Here is an 18459-nt window from a genome sequence, read left to right as displayed (position 1 = left end):
AAAAATACACTTACTAATTAGTAAGTGTATTTCCTAACTGAATTTTATCATATTCATCTGAATTAAGTCCAAAGTATTCTGCAATAATCTCTCTTGCTATAGGAGAAGCATATCCTCCATGTCCTCCCTGAAAAAGAAGAGATACTACTGCAATCTGAGGATGATCACTAGGTGCATAAGAAACAAACCATGCAAAATTGTCATAATCTGGCTTGTATTGATCAAGTGTAGCATCTGTAATCCTCCCATTACTTAAATCTTTAATGGCTTTTCTCATAGCCATTCCCTCATTTTTATATTTTTTCATATATTCTTTTGTTTTTTCTTTAATAGAACTCATAGGAATCCCTGGAGCAATACGTCCTATATATTTTTCTAAATATGCCACTTCATCTTTTGGTTGAATCTTTCCTGATTTCTGAGCCGTTCCTGTTTTTGCAGATACTTTAATAGGAAATCTTTGAAAGGTCCTACTACTTGTACCTTGATCTTGTTGTGTTACTCGATCCATTCCTACTTTTACATGACGTAAATTATCATTATTTTTAAGAGGTATTTTTTCTTTATTATGATTTATTTCTTTAGATGTTTCACTATTACCTATTTTATTTACAAGATGAACCTCATTTTTATATCCCCCATTAGAGAGTGTCGCAATATAATTAGCAATCTGTAAAGGAGTATAAGCATGCTGTCCTTGTCCAATAGATAGATTAAAAGTATCCCCCTTTGTCCAGGTTGCTTGAATATAATAATTAAATTTTGCTAAGTCTGCTAAAGGTTCTACTTGATCTTTTTTTACATCTAACTTGCCTATTCTATTTATAAGCTCTCCTCTAGATGGATTTTCATCCGTCCAATCTACAATTTGTTGAATTTGTTTCTCTAATTTTTTTTCATCTTTTATTACTGTTTCTTCAAAATATTTTTTAGCATTAGATGTAACATCTCTCTTTAAAAGAATTTTAGTATTGGTTAATTTCTGTTTAGGATTTGGAAGACCATAAGCACTTTCATTGATTTCAATGCCTGTAGATTGTCCCAGACCAAACATTTTAGAATATTCTAAAACCTTTTCTGGTCCCATATCAATTCCTAAAGACTTATTTTTATAATGATCCCATCCAGTAGATACATTGTAAAAGTAATAATTACAAGAAACCTCTAAAGCTTTATAAAGATCTACATACCCGTGTTTTCTATGATAACCATTCCATAACCAGCATCCAAAACTTCTTCCTCCTAATTTTATATAACCATCATCATATAGCTGTAATTTTGGATCTAGTCCTTGTTCTATAGCAGCAAGCCCTGTAATCATCTTAAAAATTGATCCAGGCTGTACTGCTGTTTTAGTAGCAATATTATAAAGAGGAAGAGGAGATAGTGGATCTCTTGGATTTTGATCTTGTACTAATTTCCAAGCTTCTGAAGATATACCTGTTGCAAAAAGATTTGGATCAAAAGATGGATAATTAGCAAGTGCCAATACTTCCCCTGTATTTACATCTAATGCTACTACTGCACCAGAAGTAGCATTAGGATATACCCCATACTTATAATCTCCCCATTTACTTTTAAAAGTTCCCCCTACTTGAATTTGTTTTAAAGCTTGTTCTAAAGCCTCTTCTGCTATCTTTTGAAGATTTGAATCTATAGATAAATATAGTGTTTCTCCCTTTTGAGGCTGTTCTTCTCTTAATACATTGACAAGTCTTCCTATTACATCTACTTCTACATATTTGGCTCCATCTTTTCCTTTTAGTTTTTCTTCATATACTCTTTCTAATCCATCTTTTCCAATAAGAGAATTTGGAGTATATCCTTTCGCTGAGGTAAATGTTGTTTGTTCTTGATCTGAAATCCTTCCTAAATATCCTATAATATGAGATGCTAATTTACCATTAGGATAGTATCTGATAGGGTCTACTTCTATATTTACTCCTGGAAGATCCATACTTGCTTCTTCTATAATAGATACAGTTTGTGCAGAAACATTTAATGCAATTTTTACTGGCTGATATTGTCTATATCCTTGTTCTCTTAATTCATGTCTAATGACTAATATCTTTCTTACATCTTCATCTGAATATTGATCTTCTATTTTAAACTTTTCTCTTAAAGCAATAAAAGCATCTTTTGCTTTCATATTTTCTTTCAAATGATATTTTTGTAAAAAGTTTTCTTTTTTCATTTCGGGTATAAATTTCATGGTTTTAACAGAAATTGGAGGATATATACCATGAGATGTCTGGATTTCACTTTGGGCTTCATAATCATTTAACTTTGGATCAATACCTAATTGTTGTCTTAACAACTTAAAAGCATCCTTTGCATCTCTTACATTTGTAAGTCCTTGAGAAGCAAGCCATTCGTCTATCTCTTTGTCAAAAGTATAATAAAAATAATCATTTTCTAAGATAATAGGAAAATTGTCTTGATATTTTTCTCCATTTACAATAAAAATATTTAATAATTTTATTGCTACCTCATTAATTTTTTCATCTATTAATTCGTTTTTCATAATTTGAACTGTAAAGCTCGGCTCACTGGTAGCTAACAATCTTCCATATCGATCTCTTATTTCTCCTCTAGGAGCAGAAATAGGGATTTTTTTAATTCGAATATCTTCTGCCATTTTTTTATACTTTTCTCCTTGTACAATCGTAAGAGTAAAAAGTCTAATTAGAAGAATCAATATGAATATTGTAAAAAATAAAATCACTTGGTTATGCCTATCTTTTAATTTTTCTATCATTTTATCACCTTATTTTCGCCTTCATATAAGGATATTTAGTAATTTTATAGATCCATCTATAAATAAAAATAGATAAGATACTATTATAAATTATTTCTATCAATACAACTTTTCTAAAAATAAAAATAAAATCAAAGGTATGTCTTGTAAGATACATAATAACATAATACAACAAATGATAAGAAATGGTCCCTACAATCGTAAATAAAACAGGTGTAATATGATTATCTTTATAGATATTTTTTTCAAAAATGCCAATATTATATCCAACCAACATATAAGCTAAAGCATTTGCACCGATCATGGTTCCTAATAAGATATCTTGAAGAATTCCTGAAATAAATCCAATAGTAGCCCCTTTTTTCTTTCCCCATAAAATAGAGAATATCACTACAATAATCAAGGTAGTATTAGGCATAATGTCTAAAAGCCTAAAATGTTGTAACCAAGTAGATTGTATAAAAAAATTAACAATCATAATCATAAAAACTGTAAACAGTTTCATTTTTGATAACCCCTTTAATCTTATTGTGGCATAATAATAAACACTTTGTCAATCTTTCTAAGATTTACTTCTGGTTCTACTAAAATAGTTTTTAAAAGCTCATTTTCCTTCTTTACTACCTTCTTAATTTGTCCAATAGGAATTCCTTTTTCATACATGCTAAGTCCTGAAGTAATCAACTTATCTCCTACTAATACTTCTGCCTGAGGGTCAATTAAATACCCTGTAAGTTCTCCATGTACACTACCTCTTACAACTCCAATATATTGACTATTCCTAAGAACCTGAAAACTTACAGAACTTTTATTATCAACAATCGTAACCACCTTTGACCAATTATCTCCTACCTCAAATACTCTTCCTATTAATCCTTCTCCATTCATCACTGTACTATCTTTTGCAACTCCTTGATTTAATCCTACATCAATCGTAAAAACATTAAACCAATTTCCCAAATCCTTTCCCGTTACACTAGCAGATATATAATTATACTTTTCATTTTCTTTTGCATAATTAAGAGCCTTTTGAAGACTTTTGAGTTCATCTAATTCATCTTTTGTAAGGGATAGTTGAATTACCTTTTGATTTAGCTTTTCTACTTCTTTTTTCAATACTTTATTTTCCTTTGAAATTTCTCTAAAAGAAAATAAAGAACCTACTCCATCTCCAATGACTTTTCCAGTACTATAAAGTATTTTTTGAACAGGTGTAATGATTTTTCCAATCATATTCTCAGGTGTAGATACTCTTTGTCTTCCACCTAGTGTTATGCCTATTATAATAATGAGAATGATAGTAACTAGTGTTACTATCATTATAGTTCCCCTTTTTATCCAATTACCCATAAATACTCACCACTTTATCTATGTCTTTTAGAAGAAATTAATACTCTTTTTAAAGTTTCAATTTCTTCAATGGTTTTTCCCGTTCCTAAAGCCACACAATCTAGAGCTTCCTCTGCAATGTGAACAGGCATTCCTGTTTCTTTACGAACAAGCTTATCAAATCCATCTAGCATAGCGCCTCCACCAGTAAGCGTAATTCCTTGTTCCATAATATCTGATGCTAATTCTGGTGGAGTCTTTTCAAGTGTATATTTTATTGCTTCTATAATTGAATTAATAGGCTCATGAAGTGCTTCTAAAATTTCAGTTGAAGATATAGTAAGTGTTTTAGGGAGTCCTGAAACTAAATCCCTTCCTCTAATAGCCATTTTATCTTCTTTTAATTTCGGAAAAGCTGATCCTACTGTTACTTTTATTTCTTCTGCTGTTCTTTCTCCAATCATTAAACTATACTCTTTTTTGATATATTGTACAATAGATTCGTCAAACTCATCTCCACCGATTCTTACAGATCTACTTGTTACAATTCCTCCTAATGAAATAATAGCAATCTCTGTAGTTCCTCCTCCAATGTCTACTACCATGCTTCCTGTAGGCTCCTCCACTGGAAGTCCTGCTCCAATAGCTGCAGCCATTGGTTCTTCAATTAAATAAGCTTCTCTTGCTCCTGCTTGAATGGCTGCTTCTTCTACAGATCTTCTTTCTACTTCTGTTACTCCTGATGGAACTCCTACTACTACTCTTGGTGCAAATAAAATAGACTTGTTAGGATATGCTCTTTTTATAAAATATTTTAACATACTTTGTGTAATATCAAAATCAGCAATAACACCATCTTTTAGAGGTCTAATTGCAATAATATTTCCAGGAGTTCTCCCTATCATTTGTTTTGCCTCTTGCCCTACAGCTAAAACTTCCTTTGTATCTTCTTGTATAGCAACTACAGAAGGTTCTCTTACTACTATTCCTCTTCCTCTTACATATACAAGTGTATTTGCTGTTCCTAGATCTATTCCCATGTCCTTTGAAAAGAATTTAAACATTGCCATACATACTGCTCCTCCCTATCATGCTTTATATCATATTAATTTCTTTTAAGCTGGTATATTTTCCATCTCCAATTATGATATGATCTAAAATTTCAATACCTATAATTTTTCCTGCTTCCATCAGTCTTTTTGTAACCTTTATGTCTTCACTACTAGGTTTTGGATTCCCACTAGGATGATTATGAACTAATATAATGGATGCAACACTTTTTTTAATAGCATTTACAAATACCTCTCTTGGATGCACTAAGGAACTATTCAGACTTCCTATAGAAATATTTTCTATACTTAATATTTCATTCTTTGTATTCAAAAGAATCGTTTTAAAATATTCCTTTTTATAGTATCTCATCTCTTCCATAAGTATATTGGAAACATCTTTTGGTGATATGATACTATATTTTTCTTTTGAACTCATTTGTGCAATTCTTTTTCCAATTTCAATAGAAGCTATCATTTGACATGCTTTTGCTACTCCAATTCCTTTAATACCACTTAATTCTTCTATAGTACAATTTTTAAGATATCGTAGACCTTCTTGATCTATAGATAATACCTTTTGTGCTAAATCAATAGCAGATAAATCCTTTGTACCTGTTCGAATCAAAATAGCTAAAAGTTCTGCATTGGATAACGATCTTACTCCCCATTTTAATAATTTTTCTCTAGGGCGTTCTGTTTCAGCCATTTGCTTAATAGAAATATGATCCTCCATACTTAGTCACATCCTATATGAGTTCTATATTAAAATATGTGCTTAATATGCTTTGAAGCTTTCCTATTGGAAGTCCAACTACATTAAAATAATCACCTTCAATCCATTCTATCAATACAGAGCCTTTGCCTTGTATTCCATAAGCCCCTGCCTTATCCCATACTTCTCCTGTATCAATATACCTTTTAATAATCCCATCTGTCAACTCTTTCATTTTTACTTTTGTTTGATCATAAGCTACAAATTTATTATAAGTATGTGCTTGTATAACTGCAATACCTGTAATCACAAAATGTATATTATTTTGTAAATTTTTTAACATACGAAAAGCTTCATCATAATTTTTAGGTTTGCCTAATATATGATTTTTTACTACTATAGTATCTGCAGCAATAACAATATCTCCCACTTCACAAGTTTTAGAAACTTCTATGGCTTTTTCAAAAGCTAAACTCATAGCAACTTGTTTTGGTGTGTCTCCTATATGTATCTTTTCTTCTATTTGTGCAACTTTTACTTCAAAAGGAATTTCAAACCTATTAAGAATCTCTTTTCTTCTCGGAGAAGATGAAGCTAATACAATTTTATTCAATCTTTTCACCTACAATCTCTTCTATGAAAAATAAGCAATAAAACCTACATTTCTTTTGTTTCATAGTTATTATTTCCCAAAATATTTTTTAAATGATTTGAAATATAGTTAGAACTAAGACCTATAAAATATCCAGTAAATAAACTCATAAGCATCATAAGTGGTAAATATGTAAATATGAGTACATTATGAATCATCACACTTGCTACACTAAGTTGTGCTATATTATGAGCTAATGCTCCAAAAATACTTACACCAATTAAACTAAATTTTTTAGAAAAAAAATTATAAACAATCCACATAACTATTGTACTTACAATAGCTCCTGATAAGCTATAAAAAAGCCCTGTCACCGCACCTGTTCCTAATGTCGCTAAAATACTTCGTAGTATTCCTACAATCAGTCCATACTTTAGACCAAATACAACCAAAGCCACTAGATTTACAATATTTGCAAGTCCAAGTTTCGCTCCAGGAACTCCTGAAATAGGAAGTGGAATAAAAGATTCTAAAATATTTAAAGCGGTTCCAATAGTCGTAATCAGTGACAAATATACCAGCTTTTTTGTCTTCATGGTAAAATCCTTTCCTTAATAACTAATTCCATCTATTTCTGGTTCCTTTTTAGATATTAACTTGATAGATATTCTATTGGGTAAACAAATAGTTGTTTGATTAGGTTTTGTAATTTTTCCCATTTTTATACATAATTGATCCTTGCAATCAGACTCTATAAATTTTGCTCCCTGTTGATCTACTTCAACCTTGCTGTTTCCATAAGGTGTATGGATATGAAATGTTTGTGTTTCTCCATTAGGATCTAGTGCAATTTTTTTATATTCTTTTCCATCTACTTCAACGACTACATATAACTGACCTTCATTAAAACTTATAGATTTAACCAATATTATTCCTATGATGGCAAAAAAAATAACTAATATTATTAATATTCTATCCCATCTTGTCATTTTATCAACTCTCGCTATCTACATTTTAGAGTTTACATATTTATATTATAATTTTACATGATTTTACACAGATTGATCCATTATTGAATATAGTTTAAGTTTAACATTTTGATATCTTCTTTACAAGTAGCAAATGTAGATTGAAAAAACACAAAATCTTCCTTGTATATAAAGATAATTTTTTTGTTCATATACATAAAAAAAGTATGCCAAAAGGCATACTTTTTTATTTCATAACAATTGTTTTTTTAGGACACTTGGCTGCACAGGCACCACAACCAATACATTTATCTTCTAATACTTTATGAACCTTCTTTAATTCTCCTTCAATCGCATCTACTGGACATTGTTTTGCACAAATAGTACATCCTATACAATTCTCAGCAATAATTTCAGCTTTTTTTCTTTGTTCAAAGTTTGCATAAATAGCTCCTGTTGGACATTTTTCAGCACAAATCATACAATTTTTACATTTTGAATAATCAATTTTTGCAAGATTATTTTCAAATGTAATCGCTTCGAATGGACAAGATCTTACACAAAGCTGACAACCAATACATCCTACAGAACAATTGTCTTTTACTGTTTTACCTCTCTCTTTGTTGTTGCAATCTACAACTACATTTTGTTCATACGGTACTAAATCAATGACACTTTTAGGGCATGCTTCTATACATTTTCCACATGAAGTACATTTTTCTGGATCCACCTTTGCAACACCATCTTTTGTAATGTGAATGGCATCAAAAGGACATACATTTACACACGTTCCTAGTCCTAAACATCCATAAGCACAGCTTTTACTTCCACCGCTCACCATTGCAGCTGCCTTACAGTCCTGAATTCCTGAGTAGTCAAATTTTTCCTTGCAATTTTCATGAGTGCCATTGCAAATCACTCTAGCAACTTGTTTTACATTATCTCCTGCAGATACTCCCATAATTTCTGCAATTTTAGCAGCACATTCGCTTCCTCCCACAGGACAAGCACTTACTGGTGCTTTTCCTTCAACGATAGCACTTGCAAGTCCTCCACATCCTGGGTATCCACATCCTCCACAATTTGCTCCTGGAAGTACTTCTCCAATTGCAGTTATTCTTGGATCTACTTCTACAGCAAACTTCTGAGAAGCATATGCAAGTCCTGCTCCGAACAATAAACCCATTCCACCTAAACTGACTACAGGGCCTACTAATGTTGAAATATCCATATTTTACCCCTCCTTATACAAGTCCTGCGAAACCTAAAAAGGCAATAGACATCAAGCTTGCAGTAATTAATGCAATTGGAAATCCTTGAAATATTTCAGGCACATCTGAAATTTCAAGTTTTTCTCTGATTCCTGCAAATAAAATAATTGCAAGAGAAAATCCAATGGCAGCTCCAACAGCATTTACAATAGTTTCTATTAAATTATAATCAGATTGAATATTTAAAATTGCAACCCCAAGTACAGCACAGTTTGTAGTAATCAGGGGTAAATATACTCCCAATGCTTGATATAGAGTTGGACTTACCTTTTGAATAACCATCTCTACAAATTGAACCAATGCTGCAATAACTAATATAAAAGCTATTGTTTGTAAAAACTCTAATCCATAATTAACTAATATAAATTTTTGAATAATCCATGTAATAATAGATGCAATCGTCATAACAAAAGTAACCGCCATTCCCATTCCTGTAGCAGTTTCAACTTGTTTAGATACTCCTAAAAAAGGGCAAATCCCTAAAAATTTTGAAAGTACAAAGTTATTTACAAGTATACTACTTACGAGTATAACAAATAATCCCTGTATAGACATATTATTTTCCTCCTTTAATTTTGAGTTGTTTTCTTAGATTGAATAAATCTTAAAAGAACAAGTAGTAAAGCTAAAGCAAGAAATGCACCAGGAGGAAGAATCATAATTAAAGCTGGTTGATAAGAAGCTCCAAATATAGAGTGTCCAAATATAGCACCTGCTCCTAATATTTCTCTTACACTTCCTAAAATAGTAAGGGATATAGTAAATCCAAGTCCCATACCAATACCATCTATCGATGAAGCTATTACAGAGTTTTTAGAAGCAAAAGCCTCTGCTCTTCCTAAGATTACACAGTTTACAACGATTAATGGAATAAATAATCCTAATTGTGCATCTAATGCTGGTAAAAATGCTTTTAGCATCAAACCTACTACTGTAACAAAGGTTGCAATAACAACAACAAATGCTGGTATACGAATTTTACTAGGTATAACCTTTTTAAGCAATGAAATTACTGTATTTGATCCTAATAATACAGCTGTTGTGGCAAGTCCCATTCCTAAACCATTTTCAGCTGAAGTGGTAACCGCTAGTGTTGGGCACATTCCTAGCATTTGTATAAAAATTGGATTTTCAAATAAAATCCCCGCCATAAATATTTTTCCTAAATTCATATCGTCACCTCCAAAACTACTTTAATTTTTCATTAAATAATTTAATGGCACTATTTACACCTGTGTTGACTGCTTTTGATGTAATAGTAGCTCCTGAAATTGCCATCACTTCGTTATCTTTAGGTGCTCCTGCTTTAATCACTTTTAATTCGTTTTCTACACTTTTTTCTTTATATTGATCTTTAAATTCTCCATCTGCTTTTGCTCCAAGCCCTGGTGTTTCTTGATGGTTTCCTATATTTACTCCACTAATTACACTATCACCTGTAATTCCTACCATTACTTCTACTTCCCCACCATATCCTTTTGGATTGGTTTTTACAGTATATCCTACTACTTCTCCGTCTTTCATTCCTTTATATACTTCAATAATATTTTCATATCCTTCAAATTCACTCTGATCCACTTCCTCAAAATCAGTAGCATCTGATAAAACTGTTTGACGAGCTAAAATATTTGCTTGTAAAGTTTGTTGTGCAATAGGCTCTTTTGTAATTTCATTTGTATAAGTTAATACTACAGAAGCCACCACAGTAATGATTAATAAAATAATTCCTAATTTCATAATTTCTTTCATTTATTTCACCTCCCCAAATACTCTAGGGCTTGTATATTTGTCAATAAGTGGTGCAGCTACGTTCATTAAAAGAATAGAGTAAGATACACCTTCTGGATATCCTCCATATATTCTTATAACACTTGTTAGCACCCCACATCCTAATGCAAAGATCATTTGACCTTTTGGTGTTACAGGAGATGAAGCATAATCTGTTGCCATATAAATTGCTCCTAACATTAATCCTCCTGCAAAGATTTGATAAACCATAAATTGTGCATCAAATCCTCCAAAAATAAAAGTAAGTACTGCTACTGTTACAATATACACAACTGGAATTTTAGGTGCAATAACACCTCTATATACAAGATAAATTCCTCCAAGTATAAGTAAAATAGCAGAAGTTTCTCCAATACATCCACCAACATTTCCAATTATTAAATCTGCTAATGATGGTAATGATTCTGTTGCTTCTCCTCCTAAAATTGCTAATGGAGTTGCTGTACTTACAGCATCAGCTCCTGGCTTTACCCACGCTGTCATTTGTACTGGCCAAGAAGCAAGTAACATAGCACGAGCAGCTAGTGCTGGATTCATAAAATTATGTCCTAATCCTCCGAATACTTGCTTTACAATAGCTATAGCAAATATCGAACCTATTACCGGAAGCCACCAAGGCGCACTTGCCGGAATATTAAACGCTAATAATAAGCCAGTTACAACAGCACTATAATCATTTATTGTAACTGGTTTATTACAAATTTTTTGTATGAAAGCTTCTGTTAATACAGCTGCAATCACAGCTGCTAAAATCACTTTTACTGCTCCCATTCTAAAAAAGTATACACCTGCTAACGTTGCAGGTAATAGTGCGATGACAACATCTCTCATAATCTTACTTGTAGTCTCATTAGATCTTATATGAGGAGATGAAGATACAATAAGTCGATTCTCCATATTCCTATTCCCTCCCATTACTTACTCTTTTTCTTTTTGGCTACAATTTCTCGTTTAGCTACGCGAATCGATTGAAGTAGCGGTCTCTTTGATGGACAAATAAATGAACAAGAACCACATTCTATACAATCAAGCGCTCTATATTTCTCAGCTGTATCATGCATATCTTTTAGAGAATAAGCACTTATATATAATGGTTGTAAGAAAGCTGGACAAATATCGACACACTTTCCACATTTAATACATGATGTAGGTTCAGGAAGTCTTGCCTCCTCTGGACTAAATACTAATATACCAGATGTTCCTTTTATTGCAGGAATTTCATCTGTATGCTGTGCAAGGCCCATCATAGGTCCTCCCATGATTAATTTTCCTACAGTTCCATTGTATCCTCCACATTGTTCAACAATTTCTTTAAAAGGTGTACCTATTTTTATTAATAAGTTTTTAGGCTCTTTAATACCTTTTCCTGTAATTGTTGCAATTCTTTGGATCAAAGGCATTCCAGTTTGGATTGCATCAGCAACTGCTGATGCAGTTCCTACGTTATTTACAATAACTCCAGCATCCATTGGAAGTCCTCCAGATGGAATTTCTCTTTGTGTACAGGCATAAATTAATTGTTTTTCAGCTCCTTGAGGATATTTTGTTCTAAGACCAACAACCTCAATAGATGTTTCATCTTTTGCTGCATTTTTCATACTTTCTATAGCATCAGGTTTATTATCTTCTATACCTATATATGCTTTAGAAACATTTGTCGCTTTCATCATTGCTTTTAAGCCGTAAATAATACTTTGCGGATTTTCTAACATCAATCTATGGTCAGCTGTTAAATATGGTTCACATTCTGCACCATTTAAAATAATTGTATCAATTTTTTTATCCGGTGGTGGAGATAATTTTACATGAGTTGGGAAAGCTGCTCCTCCCATCCCTACAATACCTGATTCTTTAATAATCTCTAAAATTTCTTTTCCAGATAAGGTATTAATATCTCCTTTGGATATAATGCTTTCATGAACTTCATTCAAACCATCAGATTCAATTACAATACACTGAGCTTCTCCTGTGGGTGTAAGCATTTTTGTAATTTGTTTTACTTGACCTGATATACTACTGTGAATTGGTGCAGAAACAAAAGCTTTTGCTTCTCCTATTTTTTGCCCTACTTTGACTTTGTCTCCAACCTTTACTAAAGCTTCACAAGGAGCTCCTATATGTTGTTGCAGCGGGATTGCTACACGAGTTGGTTCTTTTGCTTTTTCTACCTTGATTTTTTCTGTTGCTTCCTTGTAGTGAGGAGGATGTACCCCTCCTCTGAAGGATAAAAGATTCATTTATGTTCACCCCTTATTTTATAAAATTAATTTTAAACATTTATAACCACAGGCAATAATGATTTAGCATGCTAATTATATATTAACTTTTCTATCTAAAAAAGTCAATGAAGCTTAGAATTCATGTCTTTATTTGTAATTTACAAAATATAATTAAGATTTAAATTTATTGATATTTTTATTCTTTTTCTATTGTTCTTTTGAAATATTTTTGCTTACAATTTATTTTAATGCTCATTGTTCGTCATAAACTTTGAATATTGGTATACTTTCTTTATGAAAATATTTTCTATCTCAAATAATGGATTTTCTTGATTTTTCAACGCTGTTGTTAACTCTTTTGAAAAATCTTTTAAAATGTTTATCCATTCATTTTGAACAGTTTTTAAATCTTGAGAAGTTTGATGTTGGTTTACTTTCTTTTCTATTTCATTTAAAGCATCTATATCTACTTGAAAAGATTGTATATTCCCTAGATTTTTTTCTTGTTGTATTTTTTTTCCAATTGTTTTTAATATTTCTATAAATTTTTTATTTTCATCTTTAAAAATATGTATATATTTTTCATCTTCATTATGATACTGAATCATTTTATCAGGTATCCTTTTACTCAATACAAAAGCTTCTTCATACTCTGATTTGATCGTTTTCATAAAAACATCTGCACTATTTCGATCTAGCATTACTGCTGTAATTACTTTGTATCCATTTTCGTCCACTATGAATGCAGGTATTTTTCTTTCATATAAGTTATCTACCATATTTTGTGCATTTTCACTTGTAGAAAAACTCCCTATTTGAATACTAAACATATCCAACCCATTTAAGCTTAATGTGTTTTTAGTATCTATACGAGATTGTTCATTTTCTTTTTTTTCTTGTGTTTTTTTTCGTTCTTCTTGTTTAACTATATTTTTTTGTTCTATCTGATGATTTAAAAAAGAAGGTATGATAATATGTTGAGTTAATAAAAAACCACATCCAACAGATAAAAAAATTAATATCCCTAACAAAAAAATAATCCCTATTTTTTTTCCTTCACTTTCTTTTCTTATTCTATTTCTTTTTAATCTCATTTCCCACTCCCCTTTTAACAATCTTATGCATTCTATTTTCTACATATCTATTGTATTTTCCTTTTGTATATAAAAACAATTCTTATCCTTTTTATATTAATCTATAATTTTTTCATCTTTTTCTAAATATATTTTACAAAATATCCGATATATAATATAAAGAAATCATAGTCGTGTTAAAAGGAGTCTTTATCATGAAAATTAATTCTGTACAATCTATATGGAATCAAAAATTGAGTGAGGTACAAAGTCGATTGCCATCTGGTGTTACTTTAAGCCGTAATCATATTACTCAGAATCATTCTTTTAATGATTTTGATATCCTATTCAATCAAGAAATAGAAAAAGAAAGTTCAAAAATCGATCACGAAAAATACGAAACAATTATAGACACAGTAGCAAAAAAATATAATATAGATTCTAGTTTAATCAAAGCAGTTATTCATGCTGAATCATCTTTTAATCCATATGCTAAATCCCATGCAGGTGCACAAGGACTTATGCAACTTATGCCTGATACTGCAAAAGGACTTGGCGTTTCTAATCCGTGGGATCCTGTACAAAATATACATGGAGGAGCTAAATATCTTAAGAATCTTTTAGATAGATATAATGGAAATACAACGCTTGCTTTAGCTGCATACAATGCTGGTCCTTCTAATGTAGAAAAATATAATGGTATCCCACCATTTAACGAGACACAAAATTACGTCAAAAAAGTTTTAAGTCTTAAAAATATATACAAATAAACGAATTAGAAGTTTATATAAACTAATAAAAAATCCTACTTAAATAAGTAGGATTTTTTTTAGTCTAAAATTCTTCTAGCTGTTATGTATCTATTTTTATAAAAGGCTTCATTTAAAGCAGATATAGTTACAGATCCTGCTTTTCCAGATGATGAATGGATGAAATTTCCATTTCCTATATAGATTCCTACATGATTGATACTACCATTATCTGATGTATCAAAAAATACTAAATCTCCTTTTTTAAGCTCATCTTTTGATACCTTTGTTCCTTGAATAGATTGACTTCTTGAATCTCTATTTATTGGAACTCCTATTTGTCTATATACATAAGATGTAAATCCTGAACAGTCAAATGAATTTGGTCCATTTGATCCATAAGAATATGGTGTTCCTCTTAAACCCATAGCTGTTTTAAGAAGATTGTCTACTTGAGCATTTTTACTTCCTCTTGATACTACATGTTCATTTTTTATTTCTCCTACATATTTACTATGGACCCATCCAACTTGTCGATCTTCTGTTTGTACTGCATACCAATCTTTTTCTACACTTTTTACTTCTACAATAGTTCCTACACTTAAAGATTCTAATACCTCACAATCAGTAGAAGGTGCTACTCTTAAATTTACACCATTTCCTGTTATTTGCATTTTAGAAGTATCTTTTTTTACATAATCTTTATGAATCCAACCCTCTTGATCATCAAAAGAGATTTGATACCAATCTTCTTTATCCTCAATAATCTGAACATTATCTCCATTATTTAAACTAGTAATCTTATATGCATCTGCACTGGGTTTTTGTCTCACATTAACAGATGTTGCTGTAACTGTTCCCACTGCCTGTCCATAAGAAAAAGATCCCATTCCAAAGGTAAAAGCCCCAATCATCATACTAACAGCTACAGGTTTTATCCATTTTTTCATTTTTCGCCCCCCTATTATTTATTGTCTATACATTTTACTTTTATTACATTCTACATATTATATAAAAATCCTTCTTTTTTTTAAAAAAACACGCAAAAAAACTACTCTTTTGGAGTAGTTGTATACTTATTGGTGCGAGAGACGGGACTTGAACCCGTACGCCATAAGACACACGCCCCTCAAACGTGCCTGTCTGCCGATTCCAGCACTCTCGCCTTTTTATAATAATGTTACTTAGATAGTATAATCAAATTTTTACAGATTGTCAATATTTTTTAACAAAGTCTCTATGTTCCTATAAGCACTAATCATAAGACTAACAAACTTCTTTATTTATTTTGAGGAATATACCAATTTTCAATATTATTATAAATATTTGAATTTGTTGGTAAAATATCTCCTTTTACTCCACCTCGTACAATAATAGAACTATTTTTAAAATACAAACTCAAATAAGGTATTTCTTCTATAAATAATTTTTGAAACTTCTCATATTTTTTTCGTCTTAAAGCTTCATCTTGTATCCCTGTCATTTCATTTAAAATTTGATCCATATTAGGATTTGCATATTGTATGAAATTTGTACTTTTTATATACTTTGAATGAAATAGAAAGCTTAAATCTTCATTTTCTATAAGTTTCCATCCTCCTAATAATAAATCAAATTGGCCAGTATAAATTCTTCTTTCATATTCTTTAAAGTTCACCATATGAATAGAAACCTCTATACCTACCTCCTTTAAATCAGATGCTATCGATTCTGCTGATTTTACTCTTTGTGCATTTTCTTCATTTACCAGTAGCGAAATTTTTATTTTTTGTCCAGATTCATTTTCTAAATACGGATCATTATCCTTTTTGATCCATCCTAATTCTTTTAATAGTTTTTTTGCTTTTACAAGATCTTTTCCATATCTTTTTTGTTCTTCTTGATACAAATATGAAGAAGGAGAAATTGGTACATCTACCAAAGTTGCATGTCCTAGATATACTTCATCTATCAAATTATGTCTATCAATTGTATACGCAAAAACTTTTCTCATTTTTGCATCAGAAAGAAGAGTATTTCTAAAATTAAATCCTAAAAATTCATATTCTTGAGTAACATACTCATAAATCTTTAAATCTTTATTTTCACTATATTTTTCCCAGTCAAAATCCATAGCACTTGCTACATCTACTTTATTTACCTCTACCGTAGTTAGTGCTGCTTCATTATCAGGTAATTTTTTTACTAAAACAGATGATATATAAGGCTTTTTACCCCAATAATAGTCATTGATAACTAATTCTATATCTTTATATTCATTATACTTTTGTATCTTATAAGAACCTGTTCCAATAGGGGTTATGTTTTTGAATTCATATACATTTTTAGAATCTTTAAACTGATGCTTTGGAATAATAGGAAAAATAAAATCTTCAATAGCAGCATAAGTAGGATCATCAAAATTAATACTTACTCTATAATTATCTAATATCTGAACGTTCTGTATGTGATTTGTATAAACTTTATAGATAGATAGTCCTCCTGCTAATTTTAGTGTATCTATAGTAAATTTTACATCTTCTGCAGAAAAGGCTTCTCCATCATGCCAAACTACATCATCTCTTAATTCAAATATCAAAGTAGTTCCATCTGACACATACCAGTTTTTAGCCAATGCAGGTTGGGGTCTTCCATTTTGATCTAATGTAACAAGCCCCTCGTAAATTAAATTACTAAGATGGTATATACTCTCATTATCATTTATAATAGGATTTAAAGTAGAAAACCCGATAGCAGGAATTCTTAATTGTCCTCCTGCTACTGGCTCGCTACTTTTTATAATTTCTTCTTCACCAAATGGTTGATCGTCACTTTTCTTTGCACATGCAGATAACATCACAATACAAATTAAAAGAAAGCAACAAAAAAAAATTTTAATATACTTCACTCAATTACCTCCATTACTACCATTAAAAAATTCTTTTTAATTTATCATTTTCTATAATTCCAGGAATTCTACCTCTCTTTGCCACAGGTCTTCCTCCTACTTCTTTGATATCCATAGTCATATCAATCGCAGCAGCTCCTGAAATATAACTTCCCACTCCAAAAGAATCTGCCCCTGCATCAGATAATAATCTTATTTTTTCAGGAGTCAGTCCTCCAGATACAAAGATCTTTACATGATTATAACCATTGATATCTAATTTTGCACGAAGCTCTCTTACAAGATTCGGAGTAACTCCTCCTCTTTCACTAGGAGTATCTAGACGAATTCCAAACAAGTCATCTCCTAACTCTTTTGCAATTCTTAAACTCTCTTCTACTTCGTCTTTAAAAGTATCTACCAATACAATTCTTTTATGAGACTTTGGTGTTGCCTTATTATAAACTTTTGCAACCTCTAGTGTATCTCCAGCAATCAACATAGCTGCATGAGGCAATGTTCCTGAAGCTTCCATATTTAATAATTTTGCAGCCAACACACAACTTGCTCCATTTGCCCCTCCAATCACAGCTGCTCTTTCCATCACTGGAGCTACAGAAGGATGTACATGTCTTGCTCCAAAACATAGAAATGGTTTTTCTCCACAAGCTTCCCTTACTTGTTTTGAAGCTGTAGCCCAACCACTTCCACTAGCTAAGCTTCCAAGCATAGCTGTTTCAAAAACTCCAAACTCGCTATATGGCCCTTTTATTCTTACTAGAGTTTCTTTTGCATCAAATTCTTCGCCTTCTTCTAATGCCCACACTTCTATATTTTTGTCTTTTAACATACTTTTTAATTCTTCAATTCCCACAAATACTCCAGGTCTTCTTGCAAAGATCTCCGCAGTTACCGTCTCTTGATCTAAATTCATATGCCTTAAAATATCTAAAGTCCTTAAAAAATAAACATCTGTTGTAAGCCCTGTTAATATTTCATCGTGATTGCTTGAGTGCATGCACCTCTCCTTGCTGATTTCTATCTTCTTCATGTCCTCAAGGCTTGTCATATGTTTCATAAAT

General features: G+C 31.3%; 19 protein-coding genes and 1 tRNA gene. 1 reads left to right on the top strand and 19 read right to left on the bottom strand.

Translation table 11 applies throughout. The features are described from left to right. Positions 1-13: 13 nt before the first annotated feature. The 15 genes from EK368_RS04580 to EK368_RS04510 all read right to left on the bottom strand — a co-directional run bounded on the left by EK368_RS04580 (position 14) and on the right by EK368_RS04510 (position 13783). Positions 14-2758 (bottom strand): penicillin-binding transpeptidase domain-containing protein, encoded by a 2745-nt coding sequence (locus EK368_RS04580; RefSeq protein WP_129596862.1) that lies wholly within the window; start codon positions 2756-2758, stop codon positions 14-16. A gap of 4 nt (positions 2759-2762) precedes the next feature. Further along, on the bottom strand, positions 2763-3263 hold the full coding sequence (gene mreD / locus EK368_RS04575; RefSeq protein ID WP_129596859.1) for a rod shape-determining protein MreD: 501 nt from the start codon (positions 3261-3263) through the stop codon (positions 2763-2765). A gap of 20 nt (positions 3264-3283) precedes the next feature. Beyond that, the gene (mreC, locus tag EK368_RS04570) at positions 3284-4078 is read right to left on the bottom strand and encodes a rod shape-determining protein MreC (protein ID WP_243109361.1); all 795 of its coding nucleotides are present in this window, start codon (positions 4076-4078) and stop codon (positions 3284-3286) included. A 44-nt stretch (positions 4079-4122) separates the two neighbouring features. Then, the gene (locus EK368_RS04565) at positions 4123-5151 is read right to left on the bottom strand and encodes a rod shape-determining protein (RefSeq protein ID WP_129597176.1); all 1029 of its coding nucleotides are present in this window, start codon (positions 5149-5151) and stop codon (positions 4123-4125) included. 31 nt (positions 5152-5182) lie between these two features. Further along, a complete protein-coding gene (gene radC, locus EK368_RS04560) occupies positions 5183-5872 on the bottom strand; it encodes a RadC family protein (RefSeq protein WP_129596855.1) in 690 nt (229 codons plus the stop codon). A gap of 13 nt (positions 5873-5885) precedes the next feature. Beyond that, entirely contained in the window at positions 5886-6473 is a 588-nt protein-coding gene (locus EK368_RS04555) for a Maf family protein (protein WP_279222257.1), read from the bottom strand. A gap of 35 nt (positions 6474-6508) precedes the next feature. Next, complete coding sequence (locus EK368_RS04550; RefSeq protein WP_129596853.1) at positions 6509-7039, bottom strand: Gx transporter family protein; 531 nt, start codon at positions 7037-7039, stop codon at positions 6509-6511. Positions 7040-7054: 15 nt separating this feature from the next. After that, positions 7055-7432 carry a NusG domain II-containing protein gene (locus tag EK368_RS04545; protein WP_129596851.1) on the bottom strand — a complete coding sequence of 126 codons (378 nt, stop codon included), beginning with the start codon at positions 7430-7432 and terminating at the stop codon, positions 7055-7057. A 226-nt stretch (positions 7433-7658) separates the two neighbouring features. Next, a complete protein-coding gene (gene rnfB / locus EK368_RS04540) occupies positions 7659-8636 on the bottom strand; it encodes an RnfABCDGE type electron transport complex subunit B (protein ID WP_423243535.1) in 978 nt (325 codons plus the stop codon). A 19-nt stretch (positions 8637-8655) separates the two neighbouring features. Then, positions 8656-9237 carry an electron transport complex subunit RsxA gene (rsxA, locus tag EK368_RS04535; RefSeq protein ID WP_202976426.1) on the bottom strand — a complete coding sequence of 194 codons (582 nt, stop codon included), beginning with the start codon at positions 9235-9237 and terminating at the stop codon, positions 8656-8658. Positions 9238-9251: 14 nt separating this feature from the next. After that, positions 9252-9854: an electron transport complex subunit RsxE gene (rsxE, locus tag EK368_RS04530; protein WP_129596847.1), complete on the bottom strand. Its 603-nt coding sequence runs from the start codon at positions 9852-9854 to the stop codon at positions 9252-9254. A 16-nt stretch (positions 9855-9870) separates the two neighbouring features. Further along, positions 9871-10431 (bottom strand): RnfABCDGE type electron transport complex subunit G, encoded by a 561-nt coding sequence (locus tag EK368_RS04525; RefSeq protein ID WP_129596845.1) that lies wholly within the window; start codon positions 10429-10431, stop codon positions 9871-9873. Further along, on the bottom strand, positions 10432-11367 hold the full coding sequence (locus tag EK368_RS04520; RefSeq protein WP_129596844.1) for an RnfABCDGE type electron transport complex subunit D: 936 nt from the start codon (positions 11365-11367) through the stop codon (positions 10432-10434). Positions 11368-11384: 17 nt separating this feature from the next. Further along, a complete protein-coding gene (gene rsxC, locus EK368_RS04515) occupies positions 11385-12707 on the bottom strand; it encodes an electron transport complex subunit RsxC (protein WP_129596842.1) in 1323 nt (440 codons plus the stop codon). 227 nt (positions 12708-12934) lie between these two features. Further along, positions 12935-13783, bottom strand: coding sequence for an SPOR domain-containing protein (locus EK368_RS04510; RefSeq protein ID WP_129596840.1), 849 nt, complete (start codon positions 13781-13783; stop codon positions 12935-12937). 194 nt (positions 13784-13977) lie between these two features. Between EK368_RS04510 and EK368_RS15230 the strand changes: the two genes are divergently transcribed. Continuing rightward, positions 13978-14532: a lytic transglycosylase domain-containing protein gene (locus EK368_RS15230; RefSeq protein ID WP_129596838.1), complete on the top strand. Its 555-nt coding sequence runs from the start codon at positions 13978-13980 to the stop codon at positions 14530-14532. A 59-nt stretch (positions 14533-14591) separates the two neighbouring features. On the opposite strand, the gene EK368_RS04500 is transcribed toward EK368_RS15230, so the two are convergent. The 4 genes from EK368_RS04500 to EK368_RS04485 form a co-directional block, all read right to left on the bottom strand. Further along, positions 14592-15461, bottom strand: coding sequence for a C40 family peptidase (locus EK368_RS04500; protein WP_129596836.1), 870 nt, complete (start codon positions 15459-15461; stop codon positions 14592-14594). A gap of 130 nt (positions 15462-15591) precedes the next feature. Continuing rightward, positions 15592-15676, bottom strand: a tRNA-Leu gene (locus tag EK368_RS04495). A 114-nt stretch (positions 15677-15790) separates the two neighbouring features. Further along, positions 15791-17398: a peptide ABC transporter substrate-binding protein gene (locus EK368_RS04490; RefSeq protein WP_129596834.1), complete on the bottom strand. Its 1608-nt coding sequence runs from the start codon at positions 17396-17398 to the stop codon at positions 15791-15793. Positions 17399-17420: 22 nt separating this feature from the next. Then, positions 17421-18455: a nicotinate phosphoribosyltransferase gene (locus tag EK368_RS04485; RefSeq protein WP_129596832.1), complete on the bottom strand. Its 1035-nt coding sequence runs from the start codon at positions 18453-18455 to the stop codon at positions 17421-17423. Between the last annotated feature and the right edge of the window lie 4 nt (positions 18456-18459).

The sequence above is a fragment of the Anaerophilus nitritigenes genome, from assembly GCF_004138215.1.
In the GTDB taxonomy this organism is placed as follows: Bacteria; Bacillota; Clostridia; order Peptostreptococcales; family Thermotaleaceae; genus Anaerophilus; species Anaerophilus nitritogenes.
Note: the sequence above shows the minus strand (reverse complement) of the source record. Positions and strands in the feature narration are given on the sequence as shown.

Bases quoted from the DNA above. Each gene is read 5' to 3' on its own strand.
- EK368_RS04580 (WP_129596862.1), bottom strand. From the start codon at position 2,758: ATGATAGAAAAATTAAAAGATAGGCATAACCAAGTGATTTTATTTTTT.
- mreD (WP_129596859.1), bottom strand. From the start codon at position 3,263: ATGAAACTGTTTACAGTTTTTATGATTATGATTGTTAATTTTTTTATA.
- mreC (WP_243109361.1), bottom strand. From the start codon at position 4,078: ATGATAGTAACACTAGTTACTATCATTCTCATTATTATAATAGGCATA.
- EK368_RS04565 (WP_129597176.1), bottom strand. From the start codon at position 5,151: ATGTTTAAATTCTTTTCAAAGGACATGGGAATAGATCTAGGAACAGCA.
- radC (WP_129596855.1), bottom strand. From the start codon at position 5,872: ATGGAGGATCATATTTCTATTAAGCAAATGGCTGAAACAGAACGCCCT.
- EK368_RS04550 (WP_129596853.1), bottom strand. From the start codon at position 7,039: ATGAAGACAAAAAAGCTGGTATATTTGTCACTGATTACGACTATTGGA.
- EK368_RS04545 (WP_129596851.1), bottom strand. From the start codon at position 7,432: ATGACAAGATGGGATAGAATATTAATAATATTAGTTATTTTTTTTGCC.
- rsxA (WP_202976426.1), bottom strand. From the start codon at position 9,237: ATGTCTATACAGGGATTATTTGTTATACTCGTAAGTAGTATACTTGTA.
- rsxE (WP_129596847.1), bottom strand. From the start codon at position 9,854: ATGAATTTAGGAAAAATATTTATGGCGGGGATTTTATTTGAAAATCCA.
- EK368_RS04525 (WP_129596845.1), bottom strand. From the start codon at position 10,431: ATGAAAGAAATTATGAAATTAGGAATTATTTTATTAATCATTACTGTG.
- EK368_RS04520 (WP_129596844.1), bottom strand. From the start codon at position 11,367: ATGGAGAATCGACTTATTGTATCTTCATCTCCTCATATAAGATCTAAT.
- rsxC (WP_129596842.1), bottom strand. From the start codon at position 12,707: ATGAATCTTTTATCCTTCAGAGGAGGGGTACATCCTCCTCACTACAAG.
- EK368_RS04510 (WP_129596840.1), bottom strand. From the start codon at position 13,783: ATGAGATTAAAAAGAAATAGAATAAGAAAAGAAAGTGAAGGAAAAAAA.
- EK368_RS15230 (WP_129596838.1), top strand. From the start codon at position 13,978: ATGAAAATTAATTCTGTACAATCTATATGGAATCAAAAATTGAGTGAG.
- EK368_RS04500 (WP_129596836.1), bottom strand. From the start codon at position 15,461: ATGAAAAAATGGATAAAACCTGTAGCTGTTAGTATGATGATTGGGGCT.
- EK368_RS04485 (WP_129596832.1), bottom strand. From the start codon at position 18,455: ATGAAACATATGACAAGCCTTGAGGACATGAAGAAGATAGAAATCAGC.